The sequence below is a fragment of the Tepidibacter thalassicus DSM 15285 genome, assembly GCF_900129915.1.
Classification (GTDB): domain Bacteria; phylum Bacillota; class Clostridia; order Peptostreptococcales; family Peptostreptococcaceae; genus Tepidibacter; species Tepidibacter thalassicus.
Genome location: NZ_FQXH01000006.1, coordinates 194,775 through 220,378 on the forward strand (window position 1 = coordinate 194,775; position 25,604 = coordinate 220,378).

Genomic DNA, 25,604 nt, shown 5'->3' on the forward strand with positions numbered 1-25,604 from the left:
TATAGGATTTTTCAATTATCAATTATTTAATTTATATACACCCCTGTTCCATCCGAAATATTATCATATATCCACTTTGCATTTTCTACACTAAGTCTTATACAACCATGTGAAATAGATTTTCCAAGCCTTGAATCTATAACTTTTTCTCCTTTTGAATCGTATAAAATTGAATGAAAATAATAATTTTCATAAAATCTAACCTTATACTTTGCCTTTACTTTTTTATTATAAGAAACAAGCCATGGCGCTCTTCCATTAATAGTAAAATTACCTTTTACAGTTGGAGTTGATGATTTTCCATCTGTACATACCATTGTTTTTTCAAGCACCCATTTATGAATTTTTCCCTTAAAAATATATACTAAATTTTTTTCTGTATTTACCCATATAAAATAATCTGTTTTACTGCTAAAATCTTTATTATTTACAAATTTTTCTATATTTTCTTTTTCCAAATCCTTTTTAGAATATAATTTAACCTTATCAACTACATTAACTTCTTCAGACTCTGTTCTTAAAATTTTTCCAGATTTATCTTGAACAGCAACCCCTACCTTATATACACCTATTTCAGTTGTGGGATACTCAAACAAATTATCTTTACTATATTCCTTTGTATATATTTCATTAGAATTTCTATATATACTCCACTTGTATTTTAAATCCTCTCCTTCACATATTGCCTTAAACTTTAAAACAGTTCCAACAGGTTCACATTTGTTTTTATTAACATTTACTAAATTTATACTAAATTTAGATGAATCTTTTTCACTTGAATACGCAATATTAGAAAATAAAAACTGATTTTGAAATAAAATTAATACAAAAAATATTGTAAAAAAAACATAAACCCTAAACTTATCCAACATAATTTCCTCCCCCTTGTTCTATTAATAAAAATATATGGGATAAGAATGAGGTTTATGCAAATCATTTCTATATTATCTCTAATTCATATTTTCCATCCGAATTTAAAATTATTTCATTATCATTTATCTTAAAAAAATATCTATTTTCTAAAATACAATCTTTTACATCTTCTAATTTACAATTTGTTAAATACATATAAAAATGAGTAACATGTTCTACTACTCCTTCAAAACTTAAATTTATGTCCAATACCCTTACCCTAACCTTTTTATCTTTTAAATCTGTCTTAAAATAATTCATAAATTAACCCCCTATACATAAAAATTTAATTATATTTAAATTTTATGCACATAAAATTAAATAGATACCTATTAAAAAGGAGGATGATATATATGTCAAATAAAAAATGGATAAAAATTTCAAGTATATACGTTGGAACTATAATAGGTGCAGGATTTGCATCTGGACAAGAAATAATGAATTTTTTTGGAATATTTGGACTCAAAGGTTTAATTGGTATTTTTATTGCAACTGTATTGTTTGCATTTATTGGATCCACAATATTATTAATAGGATATAAAAACCAAATTAATACTTATAAAAAACTCTTAGATCAACTTTTCGGAAAAAACATGAGTAATATAATAGATATCATAATAATATTATTCTTACTGGCAGGTTATTGTATAATGCTAGCTGGAAGTGGAGCTATTTTTTATGAAGAATTTAATATCAATTATAATGTAGGTATTATTATTATGTCAGTAGCAACTTTTTTAACATTTTTGTACAGTTTAAAAGGTATATCTGCTGTAAATACTGTTGTAGTTCCATTTTTACTAGTAGTTATAATTTTCATAGGAGGATTAATTGTTTTTAAAGAAGGAATTGATTTTAATAACTTAAAAGAAATATATCCAACAAACAAAAACAACTTTATACTTTCAGCAATAATATATGTAGGATATAATATGATACCTTCTTTAGTAATTTTAACTTCCATAGGAAGTATTGTCGATAAAAAAGAAACTGCTATTAAAGGTGGTGTAATTGGAGGATTAATTTTAGGAATACTCGCATTATTTATTTTACTTCCTTGTCTTATATTATATGAAGATGTATCTTCTCTGGAAATACCAATGCTTAGTATTGCTAGCTACCCAAGCTATAAAGGAAAATTTCTATATTGTATTATACTTTGGTTTGCAATGTTTACTACAGCAATAGGCAATGGATTTGGCTTTATACAGAGAATTTCTCATTTATTTAAAACAAATGAAAAAATACTAGCTTTTATACTATCTTTTACATCTATATTTTTAGCTAAATTTGGATTTTCAAATTTAGTTTCAACTATATATCCTCTATTCGGATATATAAGCCTTTTTATATTTATATTGGCATTTATAAAATTTATCCTACATAAAAAAACGGCTATCTAAATTGATAACCGTTTTTTATATCTAATTTTCTACTACATTTTTTATACTATCAAATATATCTTTATTTTTTTCAATTTTATCCTTAGATCCAGCTACACAATGATAACTGTCTTTTAACATTTTCTCCAAAATACTACCGTAATTTCTGACATCTTCAACTGTTGTAGATAAAACCTCTTTTCTTATTCTTTGAAGTTCTTCTAACGGTGTTTGAGTTATATACATAGAATCTGCCATGGCTCCCTTGTCAGCAGGATCAATTGGATAATCCAAAGAACCCATAGTTCCTATAATAAAGTTTGTCATTTCTCTTTCATCAGCATTAAAATTCTTTAAATACTCAAAAGATTTATCAAATATATTTAAAGTTTCTTTTAAATTAGGATCTTCCCAAGAAACAAACATTACACTATTATTTCTTATTGAAACTCCTCCACCATAAGCTCCACCTTTAACACGAACTTCCTGCCATAAATAATTATTATCTAATATACTTTTAATAACCATCAGTTTACCGCTTTCTTTAAAATCAGATTCTATTTTTCCTACTTTAGTTATATATTGAACTTTAGAAGGAATAATAAAGCCTTCATTCTTAGAATTATTGTTAAAATTATACGTTTGAACAGGATATTTTTCATCTCTTATTTTATTGGAAAAACTACTAAATGCTTCTTCAAATTTTGAATATCCTTTTTTATCTCCTGTATAACTTACAAGTAAATTATCTTTGTTAAAAACTAATTTGTTTACATATTCTAAATTTTTTACTATTTCATCATACTTTTTATCAAAATTATCATCTAAATCACACATAAATTTATAAAAATCTATATTATTTAAATAATCATTATATTTTCCTTCATCAGATATATAAGATTTTGCTCTGCTTATAGCAATTCCCATACCGGCACTTCCAATATTATTTTCAAAACTAGCTCTTTCCATTTGAATAATTTCTTTTAAATGATCTTTATTTGTAAATTTAGTGTGATTTATTATTTCATCTAAAATTTCAAAAGACTTATAAATCTTATCATTAAGAGAAGAAATACCTACAATCATTTTAGGTTCGTATTTATCACTATTATATTTTCCAAAAGTCGTAGCCTTAAAAGATATTCCTCCCAAATATCTATTTATTTCATCTTCAAGTTCCATATAATTGTGTTTATCTGTATCCATATCACCTAAAACAATAGAAAGCAATTCCAAATACAAAAGCTTATCTTGCGGAACTTTAGAAGTATCAAAATACATCTTTACATAAGCGATATCATTTGTAAAAACAGGATGTAATAACACTTTTATTCCATTTTTATTTTTTTCAATAGTTTCTACATTATCAACTTTTGTATTTAAATCACTTAAAGATAATGTCGGTATTGAATTTATCGCTTCTTTTGAATCTGGAGTTTCCTGCCATTTCTTTAATTCTTGTGTTTCTTTAATCAATTTATCTATCTCTTTGTTTGAAAGAGTCGATTTATACTCAGCTAGTTTCTTTCTCAAATTCAATATATTTTCTTCTTCAAGACCTTGTTTTGGATTTAATATTACTAAAGAAGAATGTTTATTATTTAATAAATATTTTTCAATTAAATTTTCAAAATACCTTTCACTAATTTTTTTCTTAAAATTTTTGAAATTTGAATCAATCTTTAAATATTTCACAGCATCTTGATTGTATAACCAAGCATTTACAACAATATTTTCATATATTTGTCCCTTAAAAGCGCTATTTGTCAAAGTTCTTTTGCTGATTTCATATGAATTAAAAATAGAATCCAATTTATTCTTAGATTGCTCATCAAAACCTTCTTTAACAATTTTTCTTAAAGTATCATCTACTATTTTTTCAAACTTTTCTTTATCTTGTTCATTTGCATTTTCCACTAAAATGCTAAATGTTGGATGCATATAAGAAAAATCATACATCGCACTAGAATCTAAACCTATATTATTTTTTAACAATTCCTTTTTAAGCGGAGAATAATCACTTCCAGTAAGTAGATAACTTAATATATTCATTCCTATTGAGTCTTCATCGCTTATATTATTTATTGCATAATTTAAAGATAAATATGTTTTATTTTTAATATCACTGTTTTTAGGTACAGGATAATATCCTAATTGTACTTTTCTTTTTGATAAAGGTTTTTGTTTTTTTATAGAAGTATCCACTTTTTTTCTATCAAATTTGCTTAAATATTTTTCATCTATAAACTTTAAAGTTTTTTCAATATCTAAATTTCCATATAAAAATATACAACAATTAGATGGTACATAATATTTTTTATGTGTTTTTAAAAACTGTTCATAAGTTAAATTCGGTATCTCATTAGGATTTCCACCTGATTCAAATTTATATATGGTATCTGGATAAAGAGAATTAGTTATTTCTTTAAATAAAATTCTATACGGCGAAGAATATCTTCCTTTCATTTCATTATAAACAATTCCATTGATTTTAATTTCTGAATCTGGTGAATTTAATTCATAATGCCAACCTTCCTGCTTAAATATTTTAGGATTATTATATATATTCGGATAAAAAACTGCATCTAAATATACACTCATTAAATTTTCAAGATCTTTTTCATTTTTACTAGCAACAGGATAAGTTGTATAATCTGGTCCTGTCATGGCATTTAAAAAAGTTTGTAAAGATTGTTTTTTCATTAACAAAAATGGATCCTTTACAGGATAATTCTTTGAACCACATAATACAGAATGCTCTATTATATGATTTACACCAGTATTATCTTTTGGGGGAGTTCTAAAAGTAATTGAAAATCTTTTATTATCATCATTATTTTGTAAATAGTAAAGTTTTGCCCCACTTTTAATATGCTCAAATTCCATAAGGGTAGACTGTATATCCTCTATATACTTTTTAGATTTAAGCTCAAATCCATTATATATTTTATTTTCTACAAGTTGTGTATTTACTGAATCTGCATATACAGGTATCTGAATACCAAATAAAAATCCATTTAAAAATAAAGTTAATATCAAAATAGATATTATGGATTTTAAATATTTTTTCATTTTATTTCCTCCTTTTCTGCTATAGATTTAGTATATATAATGTTATATTGTGTATGTATTATCCTAAAAAAGTTATATTTTGTCAATTGAATCCTAAAAAATTTAAGAATAATTTAAGATTAAAAAATAATATAGAGCCTTTAAAACTCTATATTATTTTTTAACCTTTATTTTTAAAATTTCTTCATTATTATTAAAATTTTTATCCATACTTTCTACCTTTTCCATATTAGTTATAAGTACAGGAGTTATTGTATTTTTTTTACATTTTCTTATATACTCTAAATCCACTTCAATAATCGGTGTTCCTTTTTTTACTTTTCTTCCAACATCTACAAGTCTTTTAAAACCAACTCCATTTAAACTGACTGTATCTATACCTATATGAATTAGTATTTCCATTCCTTCCTTTGTTATTATTCCAAAAGCATGATTAGTAGGAAAAATTTGAGTTATAGTTCCATCACAAGGTGCTACAGCAATATTATTACTTGGTATTACAGCTATTCCATCTCCAAGCATTTTACTTGAAAAAACTTCATCATTCACTTTAGTTATATCTACAATTTTTCCTTCAAAAGGTGATTTTAAGATTAATTCTTTATTTTTAGTAAAAAAGCTAAACATTTTACTCCCCCCTATAAATAATCTTCCTTTATTTTTTCTATATTTAATTTAGATGCAGCGTCCTTATCTAGTATAAATGTTACATCTGGATGAAGCTGTAAAACCGATGCAGGAAGATTTGGAGTTATTTTTCCATAAATAGCTTTATAAATTGCATCTGATTTTTCAATACCACTAGCTAAAAGAATTATTTTTTTAGCACGCATTATAGTTTTTATTCCCATACTTATTGCTTTAGTCGGAACGTCTTTTATAGAATTAAAAAATCTAGAATTATCTTTTATAGTTTGTTCATCTAACTCAACTATGTGAGTTAATGCTTCAAATTTTATATCCGGCTCATTAAACCCTATATGACCATTTGTACCTATTCCTAAAACTTGAAGGTCTATTCCTCCACAATTTCTTATTTTTCTTTCATATTCTAAGCACTCAGAATCAATATTTACAGCCGTACCATCTGGTATATTAACTTTGTTCATATCTATATTTATATATTTAAAAAAGTTTTCATACATATAATAATAATAGCTTTGTTCATTTTGCTTATTTAACCCGTAATATTCATCTAAATTAAAAGTTGTAACTTCTTCAAAATCAATATGCCCATCTTTATAAGTTTTTATAAGCTGTTTATACATTCCAATTGGTGTAGAACCAGTAGCTAATCCTAAAACACTATTAGGCTTTAAAATTATCTGACTAGCTACAATATTCGCAGCTTTTTTGCTCATTTGTTCATAATTATCAGTACAAATAATTCTCATCAACTTTTCACCTCATATACAATATTTCCATTTATTATTGTCTTTAATATGTTTATATTTTCATCGAATATAATTAAATCTGCTATCTTTTCTCTGCTAATACTTCCTAACTTATCATCTATATTTATAGCTCTTGCAGGATTTATACTCGCCATATTAACTATTTCATTTAATTTATAATTTGTATTATCTTTTATATTTTTTACTGCTTCATTTAATTTTAGTATGCTCCCTGCTAAAGTTCCATCTTCGAGTTTTGCACTTGTTTCATTTACTATTACCTTTTGTCCACCTAATTCATACTCTCCACATTTCATACATCCAGCTCTCATAGAGTCTGTTATTAGAATTACTTTATCCTTTTTATTTATATCTATAAAAGCCTGAAAAAATCCTTTATGAACGTGAATAGTATCAGCTATTATTTCACAATATATATTTCTTGAAAATACAGCTCCTATAACACCTGGATTTCTATGATGAAATCCACTCATTCCATTAAATGTATGTGTAACATAATTCACTCCATTATCCATAGCTCTTAAAGCTTGTTCAAAAGTAGCATTAGTATGTCCTATTGATAAAATTATATTTTTATGTTTTTTCATATTTTCCATAAATACATATTTTTCATCTTCTTCTGGAGCAAAAGTTATTATTTTTAAAATATCTAAATACGGTTTTATAAATTCATAATCTGGCTTTAATATGTATTCTTCCCTTTGAGCACCTTTACATTTTTTACTTATAAATGGACCTTCTAGATGAACTCCATGAATTTTAGCACCTTCTACTTTATTTATACATTTTCTTATATTTTCTAAAGATTTTATTATGTCTTTTTTAGACATAGTCATTGTAGTAGGTAAAAAAGATGTCACCCCAGTTTTAACTATAGATTTTGAAATATTATTTACTGCTTCAAATGTAGCATCCATAATGTCAAATCCTCCACTGCCATGGATATGAAGATCAATAAAGCCAGGAGATACAAAATTTTCTTTTGCATCTATAAATTCTTCAATACAATCTATATTAAATTCATCTTTTTTTATTATATCTATTATTTCTTTATCATATAAAAGTATATAATCATTTAAAATACTGTTTTCTAAAATTATTTTTCCATTTATAATAGCCTTCATAAAATCATCTCCTAAAGATTTGAAGAAGCTTTTACAAAAGCTTCTTCATTCTTGTAGATAAAATTTCTGCTTTAGTTCCAACAACAACCTGCATATTCTTATCATTTATTCTCAATACTCCTGATGCTCCTAAACTTTTTAGTTTATTTTCATCAACTATAGAAGTATCCTTTAATGTAAGTCTAAGTCTTGTTATGCAAGAATCTAATTCTATTATATTTTCTTTTCCACCTAAAGCTTGTAAATACTGCTTAACTGATTCATCCATATTATCTTTTTTTGTTGAATTATCAGAATTATTTTCTTCAATTACATCTTCTCTACCAAGAGTTTTTATGTTAAATTTCTTAATTGCAAACACAAATACAAAGTAATATATTACACCAAATACTAATCCTACAGGTACTAAGAGCCATCCTTTAGTAGCTAAATTTATATTTATTATATAATCTATAGCTCCTGCTGAAAATCCAAAGCCATGGTGTATTCCAAGTGTATATGTTAGTGCCATGGATATTCCTGTAAGCACAGCATGAATTAAATATAAAGCTGGTGCTATAAACATAAACATAAATTCTAAAGGCTCTGTAATACCAGTTAAAAACGCAGTAAAAGCAACTGATCCTAAAACACCTGCTACAGCCTTTTTATTTTCCTTTTTAGCTGTAGTATACATAGCTAAAGCTGCTGCTGGAAGACCAAACATCATTATAGGAAAAAATCCAGTCATAAATATTCCTGCACTTGGATCTCCTGCAAAAAATCTATTTAAATCTCCTGTAGCTCCATTGTAATTTCCAAATATAAACCATACTATACTATTCATAATATGATGAAGACCAGTAGGAATTAATAATCTATTTAATAATCCATATACAAATAGTCCAATTGAACCTGCTCCTATTATCCAATTACCAACAAAATTTATTCCACTTCCAATATAAGGCCAAATATAACCAAATACAAATCCCAACACTATGCAAGATACAGATGTTATAATAGGTACAAAACGCTTTCCACCAAAAAATCCTAAAAAGTCAGGAAGTTTAATATCATGATACTTATTATAAAGATTTCCAGCCAAAATTCCTGCTATCATACCTGCTAAAACTCCCATATTAATATCATCATTTATAGCTTTAGCACAAGAATCTAAAGTGAAATATCCAACAGCACCAGCTAACCCTGCTGATCCTTGAGCATCTTTAGCAAATCCTATTGCTACACCTATTGCAAATAAAACCGGTAAATTATTGAATACTGAATCTCCAGCCGCTTTTATAAATGGTAAATTCCAAAGTACACCTAATCTTAAAAATATAGCTACAACAGGCATTACAGCTATAGGTAGCATTAAAGACTTTCCTAATTTCTGAAATTTACCAAAAACATTACTATTACTCATTATAAATTCCTCCTTTTTATTATAAATAAAAAGGCATAAACCTATAGATAGAAAAATTATTTTCTATCTTTGTAGGTTTACGCCTGATTTTCAGTAACGTACCTAATTTATCATTTAATTTTTAATCTTTCTATATGAATTGCCATATATCCGAGTTCTTGTTCTGGAACAGTAGTTTCATATTCTTCTTCAATTTTTGCTTTTATTTTTTTTATTATTTCAAAAGAATCCTTAAATTCTTCCTTTATATTATTCAAAAGAGGATTTTCCATACATTTTCCATTTTTTATTCTATCTAAAGCACCTTGTATATGGTTTATTAATCTTTTATAAATATAATCTGTTTTATTTAAGTTTATTCTAAGTCCATCTTGTATTATATCAATTATCTCATTCAATATACGAGTATTTTTCATAGTCTCTTTTACATTAATATTTTTTCTAGCAGAATGAAGATGCATAGTTATAAAACCTATTTCTCCATATCCTAAATCTAAATTTAATTCTTCCTTTATCATATTTATTCCTTTTGAAGCAATATCAAACTCATCTGGATACAAAATCTTTATTTCATCAATAAAAGGATTAATTATTTCAAGACCTGCTTTTATTCTTTCTATTGCAAACCCTATGTGATCTGTAAGCAAAATATGAATATGACTATTTAAATCTCCTAATTTTTTTTCAGCCATATCTATAATTTTTTCACTTATTTCTATAATCTTAGAATCTATTCGTTTTACAATCCTAAAATATTCATTTTTCATTTTTTCATCGTAAGCTATAAAAGATTTTTCTATATTATCATACGGAATATACACCTTCTTATTTTCCTTCTTTCCAAAACCTATTCCTTTTCCAATAATTATAGTTTCTTCTTTATTCTCTAAATCAAAAGCTAAAACTATATTATTATTCAAAATTTTTAATATCCTAAAATTATTTTTATTCAATTTAATCCCTCCTAAAAAAACTTGGGAACAAAAAAACGCAAACTTACATATAAATACAACTTTACTGCACTTATACATAAGTTTACGCCTGTTTTACAGTAACGCACTATATTTATCATTCAATTTTGATAATTAAATAATAACACACTAGGAAAACCTTTGTCAATACTTAAATTTAAAAAAGCTCTAAGGTTACACTTAGAGCTTTTTTAAATTTATTTATTTAATCTTTTTTCTAATTCTTCCTTTTCTTTCTCAAATCCAGGTTTTCCTAAAAGTGCAAACATATTCTTTTTATATGCTTCTACTCCTGGTTGATCAAAAGGATTTACCCCTAATATATATCCACTTATTGCACAAGCTTTTTCAAAGAAATACACTAAATATCCAAAATAATATTCAGTTAAACTCGGTATATTAACTATTAAATTAGGAACATTTCCATCAACATGTGCAAGTACTGTACCTTCAAAAGCTTTTTTGTTCACAAAATCTACAGTTTTTCCAGCTAAATAATTAAGTCCATCTAAATTCTTATCATCTTCCTTTATAGTTATCTCTCTTCTAGGTTTTTCTACATTAAATACCGTTTCAAATAAATCCCTTCTACCATCTTGAATATACTGTCCCATTGAGTGAAGATCTGTTGAAAAATCAACTGAAGCAGGGAATATTCCCTTTTGATCTTTTCCTTCACTTTCTCCATATAATTGCTTCCACCATTCTGCAATAAAATGTAAAGCTGGCTCATAGTTAACCATAAGCTCTATATTTTTACCTTTTCTGTGAAGAATATTTCTTACAGCTGCATATTGATAGCAATAATTTTCTTCTAAATTAACATTATTATATTCATTGTACGCATCTAATGCACCTTTCATTATTTCATCTATATTAATTCCAGCTACAGCTATAGGTAAAAGTCCAACAGCAGTTAAAACTGAAAAACGTCCTCCTACATCATCTGGAATTACAAAAGTTTCATATCCTTCATTTTCTGCAAGTTGTCTTAAAGCACCTTTCTTAGAATCAGTTGTTGCAAATATTCTTTCTTTAGCTCCTTCTTTTCCGTATTTCTTTTCCAAATGCTCCTTAAATATTCTAAAAGCAATAGCAGGCTCTGTAGTAGTTCCAGATTTAGATATAACATTTATAGATATATCTTTATCTTTTATAACATCCATTAAATCCATCATATATGTAGAACTTATATTATTACCCACAAAATAAATTTCAGGAGATTTTCTATCTTCCTTAGACAAATTATTTCTAAAAGAATGTCCAAGCATTTCTATTGCAGCTCTAGCTCCAAGATAAGATCCACCTATTCCTATTACTAATAAAACATCAGAATTGTTTTTTATTTTTTCAGCTGCTAATTTTATTCTTCCAAACTCTTCTTTATCATAATTTGCCGGAAGATCAAGCCATCCTAAAAAATCATTCCCTGGCCCTTTTTTAGCATGTAAAAGTTCATGAGCCATCTTTATAGATGGAGCCATAAAATCGATTTCTTCTTTTCTCACAAAATTTAATGCATTAGAATAATCAAAAGTTATTTTACCCATTTTATTTCTCCTTTCAAAAATAATATTTAAATTTACATTATAATTATACATTAACATTACATTTATTTCTAATATATTTTATTTTTTTATTTTATATTTTACTTAAATCCAATCTTCTGTGTTTTAAAATAGGAAGCTCATTCCTTACCTTTTCAACATAATCTAAATCCACATCGCAATATAATATACTTTCTTTCTCCTCAAGCTCTCCTAATATTTTTCCAAAAGGATCAGAAATAATACTATGTCCATACGCTAAATAACTTTCATTTTCATTTCTCGCCGGACTAACCGCTCCAAAATAAACCTGATTATCCACCGCTCTACATCTTACAAGAATTTCCCAATGAGCAGGTCCTGTCACATTATTAAAAGCAGCAGGAACTATTATAAGTTTTACCCCTTTTTGAACCATTATTCTAAAAACTTCAGGAAATCTTATATCATAACATATAGCAACTCCAATTTTACAATATTGAGTATCAAACACAGTTATATTTTCTCCATAGTCAAATGTATCGGATTCTTTCATTTTTACTTTACCTTTTATATCTATATCAAATAAATGAATTTTTCTATGTTTTGCAATTATTTTTCCTTCTCTATCAAATATATAAGAAGTATTATAATATTTTTTCCCTTCTTTTTCAGGAATAGATCCACCTATAATATATACTCCTTTTTTCTTTGCAATAGATGATAACATTTCTAAAGTATTACTATTATCTTCTTCTTCAGCGTACTCCTTAAAAACATCATTCCTATAAGGACAATTAAACATTTCTCCCAAAGAAATTACTTTTGCACCATTATCCGCAGCTTCTTCTATAAATTTCAAAGCTCTATTTATATTAGCTTCTTTATTATCCTCAACTAAAGTTTGACATAATGCTATTTTAAATTTATTTCTTTGACACATAATCACTCCCCCTTATATAAAATCTCCATAAAAAATCCTTTGCTTCCTGTGCATAATCTATATTTATTCTCTTAGAATGTACTATTTCTTTATCCTTTACTACTTCTCCTTCTGTTATATATAATTTTTGGCTTGTACATAAATCTTCTCCATAAAAACCTCTATCTATATTAAGAGCCATACACAACTTACCTGGCCCATTTGTAAGATTTTTTATTTTGCTCTTTTTTTCTTCTATTCTATTATACCTATTGAACATCATATATTTTATTCCCTCTATAGGTTCTACAGCTCTTATTAAAACAGCCCCTCCAACACCTTGTTCACAAGTAACTATATTAAAACAATAATACATTCCATAAATTAAATATATATACGCATGTCCTCCCACTTCAAACACTATTTTTGTCCTCTCTGTTATTTTATTATTATTCATATGTGCAGCTTTATCCCCCATGGCCTTATAAGCTTCTGTTTCAACAATTTTAGCAATCAATTTTTTACCATCATATTCTCTTACTATATACTTTCCAAGTAACTTCTTTGCAACATCTACAGTATCCTCTATATAAAAATCTCTAGGTAATCTTTTCATACATGCCCTCCTTAATTTCATCATAAATACATAAAAGCCCCATATTATTTTATGAGGCTTTATACAATACAATGTATACTAAACTTGTTTAACTGTTTGAGTATCTATAACAGCTCTTGCTATGTTCGAAGCATGATCTCCTATCCTTTCCATATTACTAATCATATCTAAAAATATTATTCCACTTTCAGGATTACATAAACTATTATTTAATCTATATATATGATTCGTTCTGCACGACCTTTCCATCATATCTATTTGTTCTTCCATTTTTATAACATTAAACGCTAAATCTATGTCCTTATTCTTCATAGCTTTTAATGAAGAATTATACGCATTCATTACTTTATCAAACATCAGCTTGAGCTCTTTTATTCCTTCATCCGAAAAAGGTACATCTTTATCCAAAGCTTCTACTGCAAGCTCTGCTATATTATCAGCATGATCTCCAACTCTTTCTATATCACTTACAGTATTAAAAAGACCATCTACTATTTCCCTATTTTCTCCAGATATAGCTTTATTAGAAAGATTTATTAAATAATCTATAATTTCTCTTTGAAGCTCATTTATTTTTTTTTCTTTTTCAAATGTCTTTTTAACTTCTTCTCTTGACCAATTAAAAAATCCATTCATAGCATTTTCAAAAGATTTTTTAGCAATATTTCCCATATGTAATGTCTCTCTAATTGTATTAGCAAGTGCAATAGATGGAGTTTCAAGTATTCTATTGTCAAGATATTTTGTAATTTTATTGTTATCTTCATCTTCTGTTTCAGGTATTAATTTTATAGCCATTTTCACTATAAGCGATGCAAAAGGAAATAAAATAATAACATTTATTATATTAAAAAGCGTGTGAGCATTCGCTATTTGCCTAGTAACATCAGCTGAATTAAATTTCGTTACAATATTTATCGTAGGTTTATTTAAAATAGTAGCAAATAATAAAGTACCAATAACATTAAAAATCAAATGCATAACAGCAGCTCTTTTAGCACTTTTACTTGCACCTATACTAGATAAAATAGCAGTAACGCAAGTTCCTATATTCTGTCCATAAAGAATAGGAAGAGCAGAAACTAAAGGAAGAAGCCCTTCAGACGATAATGCTAAAAGTATTCCCATGGCAGCACTACTACTTTGAAGTATTACTGTCATTGCAAATCCCATAAAAATTCCCAATATAGTATTATCTCCAAAACCAACTAACATATGTCTAAAAGCAGGAAATTCTTTCAAAGGTTTAACTGCATTTTTCATAAAATCCATTCCAATAAATAATATACCAAATCCTATCAATATTTCAGCAATTTGTTTATTCTTTTCTGTTGAAGAAAATAAATATATTATCATACCAAATCCTACAGCCACTGGAGCAAGTTCAGTTAATTCAAAAGATACAAGCTGAGCAGTTACTGTTGTTCCAATATTAGCCCCCATTATAACTCCAATAGCTTGAGTTAATTTCATAATTCCTGCATTTACAAATCCAACTACCATAACAGTAGTTGCACTACTACTTTGAATAATAGCTGTAACAAACATTCCAACTAAAACGCCCATAAACCTATTACTAGTTAAAAGTTCAATTATTTTTTTTAACTTTTCTCCAGCTGCTTTTTGAAGACCTTCACCCATCAAATTCATTCCATATAAAAATAATCCAAGGCCTCCTAAAACACCCAATGCTATTTCTATAGCCATAATAGTCCTCCTCAAGTATACTTATTTGTTAGTTCCTGTCTAATTGTATCAGAAACGCAGAGGAGAATTGTTAAGTTTATGTTAAAAATGTTAAGTTTGTTAAAAAAGTTAAATTTATTTTAAATTTTTATATTTTTGAATTATCTTCTCAGCTACTTTAATTCCATCAACAGCAGCAGATACTATCCCTCCTGCATATCCAGCACCTTCACCAGATGGATAAAGCCCTTTAACACTTACAGATTCAAAACTTTCTTCATCCCTCACTATTCTTATAGGAGAAGATGACCTTGTTTCTACTCCTGTTAAAATAGCATCATAAAGTGCAAAACCCTTTAACTTCTTATCAAGATTTATCAACCCTTCTTTCATAGTATTTGCCACAAAACCCGGAAGACACTCTCTTAAATTAGTTAATCTAAAACCTGGTTTATAAGATGGAATTACACTTCCTAAATCTTTTGACTCTCTATCCTTTAAAAAATCACCAACTAACTGCACTGGAGCTTTATAATCTCTTCCACCCAACTCAAACGCCAATCTTTCATACTTTTGTTGAAAATAAACTCCAGCTAAAGGATGATCACTCCCAAAATCACTTGGAACTACATTTACAAGAAAAGCACTATTTGCATTTTCCTTATCTCTACTATGTTCACTCATTCCATTTGTAACTACCTCATTTTCAGATGAAGATGACGCTATAACACTTCCTCCTGGACACATACAAAATGTATATGATGTTCTTTCATTACTTGCATGATAAATAAGCCTATAATCCGCAGCACCTAATCTCGGATGATTATAAAACTCTTTATATTGAGATTTATTTATTAAAATTTGTGGATGTTCAATCCTAACTCCTATAGCAAAAGGTTTTTGAATTATTTTCACATTTCTCTCATATAAAATTTCATAAGTATCCCTTGCACTATGCCCTATTGCAAGTACAACAACATCTGATAATATAGTATTTGTTCCATTTACAATAACACCTTTAATTTTTCCACCCTCTATTATAAAATCTGTAACCTTTGAATTAAATCTGACTTCTCCTCCCAATCGTATTATTCTTTTCCTCATATTTTTAACTACTTCTTTTAATATATCTGTTCCAACATGCGGTTTATATGAATACAAAATTTCTTCCGGAGCTCCAGATTCAACAAGCTCATTAAGTACTTTTCTACACCTTAAATCCTTTATTCTTGTAGTCAACTTTCCATCAGAAAAAGTCCCTGCTCCTCCTTCTCCAAACTGAACGTTTGAATCTGAATTCATTTTTCCTTCATTCCAAAACAAATTCACATCTTTAGTTCTTCTATCTACATCAAATCCTCTTTCTAAAACTAATGGATTATAACCCCTTTGAGCAAGTATTAATGCAGCAAATAATCCAGCTGGTCCCATTCCTACTACAATAGGTCTTTCATTTAATTTTTCTTCTCCCATCAAAACATTATTGTACTGTAAAATAGGACTTATTCTTACATCCTTATCCTTTATTTTATTAAGAATTTTATCTTCATCTTTAACTACTACATCAACTGTATATATAAAATCTATTTTTCCTCTTCTTCTTGCATCTATAGATTCTTTAAATATACTGTACTTTATTAATTCCTTTTTTTGTATTTTCAACTTTTTAAGTATTATTTTTTCTATATTTTTAATATCCTCATTTATATTCAATCTTATATTAGAAACTCTTATCATAATAACATCCTTTCCCTATTCATAATTACAAATACCACAAAACTTAATAAATTATATCAAACATTTTAATAAAATTAAAGCCAAGTAAATTTAATACTTTCTTCAAAAAAATAAAAGCCTTACTTTGAAAAAATTTCAAAGTAGACTTTCTATGCAAAAATACATCTATATTAAAAAATAAATTTACTATTTTTAAATTTCACATAATCATCTAATAAAACATCCAATTCTTGACTTAAACTTATTATTTCTCTATTACTCAACTTAAAATCTTTATCTTCTATTAATTTATTCAGTTTTTCTCTTAATACCTCTATATTTGCCTGTAAAGTCCTTATCTTTTGCATGTAATCCCCCCCTTAATAAATTTACATCATTATCTAATAAAAATCAACAACATTCATTTTATTTATTTAGACTGAAAATTACATTTATAGACCTTTCATCTAAATTTATCAAAGGAATTTCTCGAATTATAAATTTTTTTATCTTTTCTTCTATTTTATTTAAAGATATATCAATATTTTTGTTTATATTTTCTACTATAGCATACCCAATACTTTCTTCAATTTCTTTCCCTTTATATATAGGATTTATATCTAATTTTATAAATTTCAAATCACATATATAATTCTCATTTTTCCCAATTTCTATTATATCATCATATTTAAAAATTTTGTATCTATAAAGATTTTCATAAGGTTGTATTTCTTCAACTCCTACAAAATCCACTTTTTCACCTCCCTTAAAAATTATACCCTATAGTATATATTATTTAAACACTTTTTACAAATTCTGTATTGAACGAACAAATAATAAGTCTTAGTACTAATTTTTAATTAATACTAAGACTTATTTTAACTCTATCTTATTGTAAATTCTCTAATTTTACTCGATAACATATCGACATATCTATTTAACTCTTTAGACAAATCACTTACTCTTTCTATATCTGAAACCTGCTGTTCAGTTGAAGCAAATACCTGCTGTGTTGAAGCCGCAGTTTCCTCTGTCACTGAAGCTATTTTTTCCATAGAATTCACAAACTCATCTTTATTTGAATTTATGTTTTCCAATAATTTTGTTATATCTACTATATTTTTAATTATGCTATGAGTAACATTATCTATCTCCTTAAATACTTTTTCAGTTTTCTCAACTGCACTATTTTGATCATCTATAATATAAGACGCTTTTTCCATAACTTTACTTGTTTCTTTTGTCTCAATTTCTATTTTTTTAACTAAATCTCCTATTTCCTTTGCTTGATGTGTAGTCTGTTCTGCTAATTTTTTAACTTCCTGCGCTACAACTGCAAATCCACTTCCATGCTCTCCAGCTCTCGCCGCTTCTATAGTTGCATTAAGTGCTAATAAATTTGTCTGTTCTGCAATTTCTGTAATTGTTTGAGTTATTTTATTTATTTCCATAGATTTAGCAAAAAGCTCTTTAAATTGATGATTTATATTTTTCACAATATTAAGCGTATCTAAATTTTTGCTCTTTAACATTGAAATAGTATTTATACCTAATTCATTAGAATACTTTACCTTATCTGAATTATCAGCCATATTATTAGCAAGATCATTAGCAGTATTTATAAATTCAGCAAGCTCTTTCGTTTTACTCAAAGAAATATCAGTCTCATTTGCTTGAGAAGAAGCACCTCTAGCTATTTCATCTATAGCACCCGCCACCTCACTTATAGAGATAACTGTTTTAGAAGATATGTTTACCAAATCATTTGATAATTTATGCACCTCTTTAGATATGTTTTCAACATTTGATACTAAATCCTTTATCTTATTTATCATGTTATTTAAACCTTCAGATATTAAACGAATTTCTGTCTTTGTTTTTACATTACTTTGTACTGTAAAATTTCCCTTACTAACTTCATCCATAGTTTTCAAGATCTCTTTTATTGGCTTTGTAATCCCTCTAGATATAAGTATTGTAATTATTATTGCAATCAATGTAGAAATAAACCCTACCAATAAAGCAATATGAGAAATTGCCCCTATTTGCTCTTTTAAAATAGATTTATCAATTACACTTATAAGTTCCCATCCTATCGTTTTATTATTTTCAAATGTCAACAATTTATCATTTCCATCTATTATATAATCTATATTTCCTTTTTTATCTTTATAAATTTGTTTTCCCCAATCAGTTTTCTTTAAATCTAATCCTATCTTTGATTTATCTTCATGAAATACAGCTTTCCCTTCATGATCTCCTATAATTATATATCCACCTTCTCCTAACTGTATACCATCAGCACTTTCTTTAATTTTATCAAGAAATATATCTACTGCCAAAATCCCCTTTAAATTATTATTTTCATCATATAAAGGTGCTGATAATGTTATTACATTCTTCTTCGTAACAGCATCTACATAAGTTTTTGACCAAACAGGTTCTTTACTTTTTAAAGCATTTATATACCATGGCCTTTTAGAAGGATCATATCCATCTGGAAAAGTAACATTTGGATAACAAATCATTTCTTTATCGACTGTTCCTATATATACAAGCCCAATATCCTTATTATTATTTATAAAATTTTTAAATAAAGGTATTATTTGTGATTTATCTATATTTTTTACAGCTTGATGAAGTATCTGAAATATTTTATATTTATTACGCAAATCCAATTCTATGTTTTTATTTAATTGATGCATAAAATTTTGATTGCCATTTATCATATTTTTAGTAATAATGCCAGCTGCCTTATTATAAGAAAAATATCCCACAAGTATCATAGGAATTAAAATTAAAGTTACGCAAAGTAATACAAGTCTATTTCCTATTTTATCAAAAACCATTCCCATCTCCCCCTAAACTCATTTATTAATATAATTATAACACTTTTATTGTTTTATGAATATTCTGTTTTTTAGGTAAAAATAAAAGAGGACTAACCTCTTTTAGTAGTCAGACCTCTTATTAATTTCATATTATTAAATAACTTTTCTACAAAACTTTCTGCTTCTTCATTATCTAATAAGAATATTTCCCCTTCAGATTCTAAATCTATTTCTTTCATTTCACAATATTCTTTGGCTTTACTTAATAAACTTTCTTTATCTTCTAGCGACAACTCATATTCCTTAAAATCTACAATTACATATTCTCTTACTTTTTCATTACTACCTTCATAAAATCCTATCTCTATGTGATATATCATACCAAATAAATTTTCAACACTTTCTTCTCCTTTATAAATAGGTACAGCAGGATGAGATTTAATATAGCTAGTTGAAACAGCTATTTCTTTTCCTAAAACCAAATTCATTTTTATCCCTCTTTCTACATAATCATCACAAATACATTAAATATTATACCACATTAATTGCTTATTGATTTTATTTCTTTATATCTTTTCCCCAAAGTACTTGGACTAACTTTATACTTTTTAGCAATTTCTCCCTGTGTTACACTTGCTCCTTTTTCTTTTTTAGCATAATACTCAAGTGCTGATGCCCATCCATTCTCATTTCCCTTTATTTTTTCATTAGAATTTTTATATTCTCTCCAAACTGTCAATGCAACTTCTAAATATTCATCTTCTATATTACCTTTTACAAGTTCTTCTACCGAGCATGAATTATCGCTATTTTCTTTAACTTTTTCTGATTTATCTACATTACCATCTTTTTTATTCGATTTTAAATACTCTCCTACTTTAGGTTCTATAAGCTGTTGTATGTACTTATAAAATATATTTGTATTATAAATTAAGAAAGTAATCATATCTTTATATATACTCTTGCTTTTCTCATACATATTATTAATATCTTTAATTATCACATCTTTAATTTTAGGAGATATAGAAAGAATAGTATCTATAAATTTATTTACTTCTACCACTTTAGCAATTCTACCTATTATCAATTCCCCTACATTTAAACTCTCAAAAATATTTACATCTTCTACATAAGTTTCACTATTTAATATTAAATCTTTAAGCACAACTTTATCTTCTTCAATACTAATAATTTCATAAACACTAATATATGATTTTATTTTTTCTCTCAATATGTTTTTTTCTATAACATTTAAATTGTTTTTATTTTCTTCATAGAATAAAATAGCCATTGTTTTATTCGTACTAGTTATAAAATCATGAAGATAGTATGTATTAAAGAATGATAAAAACTTATTATTTATCTCATCATCTTTTAAAATATAAAATCTTTCTTGTGCTTTTAAATATTCATCATAAAATCTTTCTTTTCTAGAATATGAATATAATTTTTGAGTAATATTCATATCATATTTTTGTGAAAAATCCATTTTTTGTTTTAATATTAAATTCTTTTTATCTTTATTTAAGCAACATTTTTTATATTTTTTGCCACTTCCACATGGACATAAATCATTTCTTCCTACCAAGATAACTTTCACTCCCTTACAATATATAGTTTTTAACTTTAACAAATACAATTTTTTATTATATCATTTTTTAATAAAATATTCTACATGAGAATGCTATATTTTTTATCAATTATCCTAACTACTTTTGATATTACTCCATCCCATATTCCCTCTCTATTCTTTTCTATACAATCCTTCAACACAATATCATAAACTGAATTTTTTATTAAAACAAAACTATTACTAAAATTTAGCTTTTTCAACTTAGGATATACGCAATCTATGCAAAAATTATAAACTATATCTTCAATACCTTTTTTACTGTCTGCTCTTTTAGATTCCATATTTATATATTCATTGTAATTTATCATATACCTACTTCTCATTATTTGACTTATATGAATTTTATTTGCCTTTCTATCTTCAAATACCTTTTTCGATATATTGTTTAATCTTTTTATTAAATTCAAATTATTATACCCAAATATATACCCCTGAATATAATTGTATATTATTATTCGTTCTCTTTCTTCCTGCGTATCTCCAGCTATTTTATGTGAAATATCTTTTGCATTTAATATTTCACTTATCCTTTCTCTAAGTTCTTCTTCAAATAGTTTGATTATATACAATTCCCAAAAATAACTACTCCATTTCTTATAATCTATACCGTATAGTCTTTTACAAAATTTTAAATATTTTTCATTTCCATTGTAAAGATAATCAAATTTCATTTTAGTTATAGCATCTTCTAAGACTATAACTTTTTCACCCATATTCTCACCATTCCTCATTATTTGCTTTTATTATACTTCTATAAATATATGTATTTATCCTTTTTATATTTACTAATAAAAAAATAGAAAACAGTTAAATTTACTGTTTTCTATCCCCTATACAAAGCATCTACTCTAAATTTGGCAATTCAACAATATTAATTACAGATGATGTCATTAGATTATTATCAATTTTTATTTTATTAACTACAGATCCTATTTTTGCATCTATTTTTGCTTTTGTCTTATATACAATTATATAATGCTTGTAATTATCTACTTTTGGTAATATTATTTTATATGTTTGTTTATTTATTTTAGCATCAACTTTATTTCCAATACTAATTTTATCTTCATCATATACCGCTTCATATACTTCTATTTCTGAAACCTCTATTGAATTTTTATCACCAATTTCCAATACTACTTCTTGATTTTTTATATTTTTAATACTAATAGCTAAATTAAGACTATATCCTTTTACTAAATTAATTTGAGACTCTTTTTTAAATTCTTTATTTACAAGAATCCCCAATTCAACCTCTATTGGTTCTTGAACTTCAATATTTCTATTAAATTTTAAAGTAGCTGTATTACCAATATAATTTTTTACGCTAATTTCAATTTCATTATCGTTTTCTTTTAAGTCAACTTCTTCTAATCTATATTCTCCATTATTAGTTAATACATCATTTTTTATAACTTCAATTCCATTAATTTTTACACTTGTAATTGTAGAATTTTTTTGTGTTTCTATATCCAATATTCCTTTTATAATTTCATGAGCATACGACTTAATTTCTATTGGCTTTAATTTAATTAGAGGTACAGTTTCTTCTACCACATTATCAAATTTATCCTGTGCTTTAATAGTGATATAATTCCCATTTACATCAGACTTATTAATGTCTATTGAAAAAGTCTTAGGGTATTGATTGGAATTTTTTTCTCTATCTTTTTTCCAAATAAGATATCTATCAGCATTAAAAATTTCTATTTTTGCAGGTTCATCAATTGTTAAATCTAAATTATATTTATCATTATCTGTTTTATGATTTTTTAAATTTGCACTTATATCCGGTGGCTGTTTTTCATATACAGATATATCTACTCCTGGAAATTCTTTATGCCCATCACTTCCATCAATATCTTCATAATCTATATAAGATGTACTATCATCATTACCACATTTACCTAAAGTATAATCCCCTGTTTTTGTAGGTTTTACTTTAATAAAAAATTCAAAAGGCTCAGCTTCAAACTGATTTGTTTGTTTATTTAATCTGTATGAAATACTACCTATATCTCCAGTTACAGTTTGACCATCAATTTTTAATCCTTTTGATGCACTCACAATATTTATTCCCTGTGGAAATATTTCTTTAAAGTTTATGCCACGGATAGGCAAATCACTTTGTATTTGTTTTGCTAGTTTTTGATATACTTCATCTAAAGCATTACCATCTATCGCTTCTTTATAATATCCTTTAGCACTATTAGCTATATTTTTTAATTCATTCTTATCTGCATCATTACTAAAAGCTATCATAAAAGAATCTATTTTATGCTCTCCATTTAATATCAAATCTTTTGCAACTTTATTAGCATATTCTCTATCTTCATCAGTAGTATAATTTCCACCACCGTCAATGTAATAATGACTTCCATATCCTAAATAATAATCATAATAATAACTTCCATCTCCCCAATCAAACTTTTTAACTATATAACTATGAAAAGTAGGTTCTCCATCTGTCATTAATATCACATATTTACGTGTATTCTGATTTGAATTAGAAAATTTGTAATAAGCCTTTCTAAGTCCATCTCCAATATTAGTTCCACCATCAGGTTGTAAACTATTAATTTTGTTTATCAATTGTTGATACTGATTTTCATCTGATAAATTTGCAAAATCACCATTATTAAAAGTAACATCTTTAGCATAACTATCATAAGGAACTAAAGCAATTTTAACTTTTTCATTTCCTTTAAATTTTTCAACAAAATTTTTAGCAGCTTTTTTTGCAATAGTTATCCTCGGTTTTATTATATTACCTACATAATCTTTATAATACACTTCATTTCCTTGTTTATATAAGTCATACTTTATTTTATGTCGTCGATAATATATTATATCCCCCTTACTATCTAAATAATAATGCACCTTATTCCCATTATTATCCCAAGTATATCCACTACCTCCACCTCTCTCAATATCCCAAGCCATACTCCCTGATGTATCCATGACCAAAACAATTTCTTTATCTTTCAAATAAGATTCAGGGAGAATATTTTCTGATGGTATTGGTTGTGGTTGAATTTTATAGTTAATTGTAAACTCTTCATTTAATAAAAATTGATTCTTCTCTACTTCTTTCACCATATTTATAGGAGCTTTAGGAAATACTTTAAAAGGTCCATAAATTCCTTTTTTATTGCCACTTTTAACTCCTATATAATATGTTCCCGGTTCTGTAGGAAACTTTGCTTTATAATCAATCTCAAATGTACTTTCCGAAATTTCTCCTGGTTCATCTGTTCTCGATGGATAAAACCAATTTTCAGGAACTACTTTTTTATTGTTATTACTCACTTTACAATCTTTATTATAGTAAAGCTCAAAATGTGCACTACCTCCCCAATTGAAATACTCTAAATATATAGGATAATATTTCCCTGCTGTTAATTTTACAGGTACATTTTTAGTTCCCCATTTTGAGCCATGGGGATAAAAAAAACCACTTACTATTTCTTTTTTCTTTCCACTATTATCTATTATATATCCATAACTTCCATCATCTGAATTAATACCAAAATAATAAGTTCCAGTTTCACTCGGTTTAATATATCCCCAAAATTTTGAAGCTTCTTTATAATTTGGATAAGGACCTCCATTAACACCAATATCCATAGGAATCATAAACACTGATTTTGTTATTTTACCCTCCGGAATATATTCTTCTACACTTTTTGAAGTTTTTGTACTCTGAAATTGAATTTTATTATTTGGATTTTTATATACATTAGCTCTATTAGACCAACTTCCATTTTTATTGCTCATTGTAGCCATATGAGCAACATTATAACTTCTCCAAGTTAAATATCCAGGTTCATCTTTTACTACATCACCATTTATAAATTCTCGATAATTTACTTTGTTCCAATTTTTTACATTATTAAAATCATTTTCATTTGGAAGTGTTTCTTGCTTAAAAAACGTATATTCAATATTTGTTAAATCCATCGAAGTACCTTTTGCTTCAAAAAATACAGATGCATCACCATTTAAGTTTATATCTTTTTCATCAGTTAATATTGTAGTTTTTCCATTATATTCAGGCTTATTCCCTTCTGCATCTACAACTTTCATTTTAAGCCCCGAAATTTCATTTGTTACTGCATAAGATTGAAAAACATTCATTTGACTTAGTATTAATGAAATTACCAAAATCAAACTAAATATCCTTTTCATTTTCCCCCGTTACCAAAAGCCTATAAAACTTTATAAGAAGATTTCAAAAGCCTATAACTTTTGTTTCTTTCCTACTTCATAGTGTCCCATTTTGCCGTAGCTACTTTGGTGTTTATAACACTCCATAGGCTTTGCTACATCTATCGATGTAGTAGGGTGTAACGAATCCCCAATTTAGAAAATCTTTTAAATTGATTTTTCTAAA

At 26.6% G+C, this 25,604-nt stretch carries 21 protein-coding genes; 1 reads left to right on the forward strand and 20 read right to left on the reverse strand.

What is annotated here, in order from left to right; all coding sequences use genetic code 11:
* Positions 1-26: 26 nt before the first annotated feature.
* Both BUA19_RS11415 and BUA19_RS02845 read right to left on the reverse strand, forming a co-directional pair.
* Positions 27-872 carry a L,D-transpeptidase gene (locus BUA19_RS11415; RefSeq protein ID WP_084601909.1) on the reverse strand — a complete coding sequence of 282 codons (846 nt, stop codon included), beginning with the start codon at positions 870-872 and terminating at the stop codon, positions 27-29.
* A gap of 67 nt (positions 873-939) precedes the next feature.
* On the reverse strand, positions 940-1,173 hold the full coding sequence (locus BUA19_RS02845) for a hypothetical protein (protein WP_072723425.1): 234 nt from the start codon (positions 1,171-1,173) through the stop codon (positions 940-942).
* Between the two features lie 92 nt (positions 1,174-1,265).
* Here BUA19_RS02845 and BUA19_RS02850 point away from each other — a divergent pair, with 92 nt between their 5' ends.
* Positions 1,266-2,315: a YkvI family membrane protein gene (locus tag BUA19_RS02850; protein WP_072723427.1), complete on the forward strand. Its 1,050-nt coding sequence runs from the start codon at positions 1,266-1,268 to the stop codon at positions 2,313-2,315.
* A 21-nt stretch (positions 2,316-2,336) separates the two neighbouring features.
* Here BUA19_RS02850 and BUA19_RS02855 read toward each other — a convergent pair whose 3' ends face one another.
* From BUA19_RS02855 to BUA19_RS02940, 18 genes are all read right to left on the reverse strand, one after another.
* Positions 2,337-5,366: an insulinase family protein gene (locus BUA19_RS02855; RefSeq protein WP_084601910.1), complete on the reverse strand. Its 3,030-nt coding sequence runs from the start codon at positions 5,364-5,366 to the stop codon at positions 2,337-2,339.
* A gap of 153 nt (positions 5,367-5,519) precedes the next feature.
* Positions 5,520-5,993: a PTS sugar transporter subunit IIA gene (locus tag BUA19_RS02860; RefSeq protein ID WP_072723429.1), complete on the reverse strand. Its 474-nt coding sequence runs from the start codon at positions 5,991-5,993 to the stop codon at positions 5,520-5,522.
* 11 nt (positions 5,994-6,004) lie between these two features.
* Positions 6,005-6,760: a glucosamine-6-phosphate deaminase gene (nagB, locus tag BUA19_RS02865; protein WP_072723431.1), complete on the reverse strand. Its 756-nt coding sequence runs from the start codon at positions 6,758-6,760 to the stop codon at positions 6,005-6,007.
* Positions 6,760-7,905, reverse strand: coding sequence for an N-acetylglucosamine-6-phosphate deacetylase (nagA, locus tag BUA19_RS02870; RefSeq protein ID WP_072723432.1), 1,146 nt, complete (start codon positions 7,903-7,905; stop codon positions 6,760-6,762). Before nagA ends, nagB begins: the two co-directional genes overlap by 1 nt.
* A gap of 31 nt (positions 7,906-7,936) precedes the next feature.
* Positions 7,937-9,310, reverse strand: coding sequence for an N-acetylglucosamine-specific PTS transporter subunit IIBC (nagE, locus tag BUA19_RS02875; RefSeq protein WP_072723434.1), 1,374 nt, complete (start codon positions 9,308-9,310; stop codon positions 7,937-7,939).
* A 110-nt stretch (positions 9,311-9,420) separates the two neighbouring features.
* On the reverse strand, positions 9,421-10,263 hold the full coding sequence (locus BUA19_RS02880) for a PRD domain-containing protein (protein WP_072723436.1): 843 nt from the start codon (positions 10,261-10,263) through the stop codon (positions 9,421-9,423).
* Positions 10,264-10,478: 215 nt separating this feature from the next.
* Entirely contained in the window at positions 10,479-11,831 is a 1,353-nt protein-coding gene (locus BUA19_RS02885; protein ID WP_072723438.1) for a glucose-6-phosphate isomerase, read from the reverse strand.
* 91 nt (positions 11,832-11,922) lie between these two features.
* Positions 11,923-12,750, reverse strand: a complete 828-nt coding sequence (locus BUA19_RS02890) for a carbon-nitrogen hydrolase family protein (protein ID WP_072723440.1) — start codon at positions 12,748-12,750, stop codon at positions 11,923-11,925.
* The gene (locus BUA19_RS02895; protein ID WP_072723443.1) at positions 12,734-13,345 is read right to left on the reverse strand and encodes a DNA-3-methyladenine glycosylase; all 612 of its coding nucleotides are present in this window, start codon (positions 13,343-13,345) and stop codon (positions 12,734-12,736) included. The genes BUA19_RS02890 and BUA19_RS02895 overlap by 17 nt, the downstream gene beginning before the upstream one ends.
* 78 nt (positions 13,346-13,423) lie before the next feature.
* Entirely contained in the window at positions 13,424-15,052 is a 1,629-nt protein-coding gene (locus BUA19_RS02900) for a Na/Pi cotransporter family protein (RefSeq protein ID WP_143145355.1), read from the reverse strand.
* A gap of 114 nt (positions 15,053-15,166) precedes the next feature.
* Entirely contained in the window at positions 15,167-16,768 is a 1,602-nt protein-coding gene (locus BUA19_RS02905) for an NAD(P)/FAD-dependent oxidoreductase (protein WP_072723445.1), read from the reverse strand.
* Between the two features lie 170 nt (positions 16,769-16,938).
* Entirely contained in the window at positions 16,939-17,115 is a 177-nt protein-coding gene (locus BUA19_RS02910) for an aspartyl-phosphate phosphatase Spo0E family protein (protein ID WP_072723447.1), read from the reverse strand.
* Between the two features lie 58 nt (positions 17,116-17,173).
* Entirely contained in the window at positions 17,174-17,500 is a 327-nt protein-coding gene (locus BUA19_RS02915) for a hypothetical protein (RefSeq protein WP_072723449.1), read from the reverse strand.
* Positions 17,501-17,631: 131 nt separating this feature from the next.
* A complete protein-coding gene (locus tag BUA19_RS02920) occupies positions 17,632-19,596 on the reverse strand; it encodes a methyl-accepting chemotaxis protein (protein WP_072723451.1) in 1,965 nt (654 codons plus the stop codon).
* A gap of 92 nt (positions 19,597-19,688) precedes the next feature.
* Positions 19,689-20,066, reverse strand: coding sequence for a hypothetical protein (locus BUA19_RS02925; RefSeq protein ID WP_072723453.1), 378 nt, complete (start codon positions 20,064-20,066; stop codon positions 19,689-19,691).
* Positions 20,067-20,119: 53 nt separating this feature from the next.
* Positions 20,120-21,166, reverse strand: a complete 1,047-nt coding sequence (locus tag BUA19_RS11890; RefSeq protein WP_072723455.1) for a YecA family protein — start codon at positions 21,164-21,166, stop codon at positions 20,120-20,122.
* Positions 21,167-21,249: 83 nt separating this feature from the next.
* Positions 21,250-21,924, reverse strand: coding sequence for a hypothetical protein (locus BUA19_RS02935; RefSeq protein WP_072723457.1), 675 nt, complete (start codon positions 21,922-21,924; stop codon positions 21,250-21,252).
* A 130-nt stretch (positions 21,925-22,054) separates the two neighbouring features.
* Positions 22,055-25,399, reverse strand: a complete 3,345-nt coding sequence (locus BUA19_RS02940) for a VWA domain-containing protein (protein WP_072723460.1) — start codon at positions 25,397-25,399, stop codon at positions 22,055-22,057.
* Positions 25,400-25,604 lie beyond the last annotated feature (205 nt).

Coding starts and splice junctions, on each gene's coding strand:
- BUA19_RS02860 (WP_072723429.1), bottom strand. CDS start 5,993: ATGTTTAGCTTTTTTACTAAAAATAAAGAATTAATCTTAAAATCACCT.
- BUA19_RS02935 (WP_072723457.1), bottom strand. CDS start 21,924: ATGGGTGAAAAAGTTATAGTCTTAGAAGATGCTATAACTAAAATGAAA.
- BUA19_RS02845 (WP_072723425.1), bottom strand. CDS start 1,173: ATGAATTATTTTAAGACAGATTTAAAAGATAAAAAGGTTAGGGTAAGG.
- BUA19_RS02895 (WP_072723443.1), bottom strand. CDS start 13,345: ATGAAAAGATTACCTAGAGATTTTTATATAGAGGATACTGTAGATGTT.
- BUA19_RS02855 (WP_084601910.1), bottom strand. CDS start 5,366: ATGAAAAAATATTTAAAATCCATAATATCTATTTTGATATTAACTTTA.
- BUA19_RS02905 (WP_072723445.1), bottom strand. CDS start 16,768: ATGATAAGAGTTTCTAATATAAGATTGAATATAAATGAGGATATTAAA.
- BUA19_RS02885 (WP_072723438.1), bottom strand. CDS start 11,831: ATGGGTAAAATAACTTTTGATTATTCTAATGCATTAAATTTTGTGAGA.
- nagB (WP_072723431.1), bottom strand. CDS start 6,760: ATGAGAATTATTTGTACTGATAATTATGAACAAATGAGCAAAAAAGCT.
- BUA19_RS02925 (WP_072723453.1), bottom strand. CDS start 20,066: ATGAATTTGGTTTTAGGAAAAGAAATAGCTGTTTCAACTAGCTATATT.
- BUA19_RS02850 (WP_072723427.1), top strand. CDS start 1,266: ATGTCAAATAAAAAATGGATAAAAATTTCAAGTATATACGTTGGAACT.
- BUA19_RS02890 (WP_072723440.1), bottom strand. CDS start 12,750: ATGTGTCAAAGAAATAAATTTAAAATAGCATTATGTCAAACTTTAGTT.
- nagE (WP_072723434.1), bottom strand. CDS start 9,310: ATGAGTAATAGTAATGTTTTTGGTAAATTTCAGAAATTAGGAAAGTCT.
- BUA19_RS02920 (WP_072723451.1), bottom strand. CDS start 19,596: ATGGTTTTTGATAAAATAGGAAATAGACTTGTATTACTTTGCGTAACT.
- nagA (WP_072723432.1), bottom strand. CDS start 7,905: ATGAAGGCTATTATAAATGGAAAAATAATTTTAGAAAACAGTATTTTA.
- BUA19_RS11415 (WP_084601909.1), bottom strand. CDS start 872: ATGTTGGATAAGTTTAGGGTTTATGTTTTTTTTACAATATTTTTTGTA.
- BUA19_RS02940 (WP_072723460.1), bottom strand. CDS start 25,399: ATGAAAAGGATATTTAGTTTGATTTTGGTAATTTCATTAATACTAAGT.
- BUA19_RS02910 (WP_072723447.1), bottom strand. CDS start 17,115: ATGCAAAAGATAAGGACTTTACAGGCAAATATAGAGGTATTAAGAGAA.
- BUA19_RS02900 (WP_143145355.1), bottom strand. CDS start 15,052: ATGGCTATAGAAATAGCATTGGGTGTTTTAGGAGGCCTTGGATTATTT.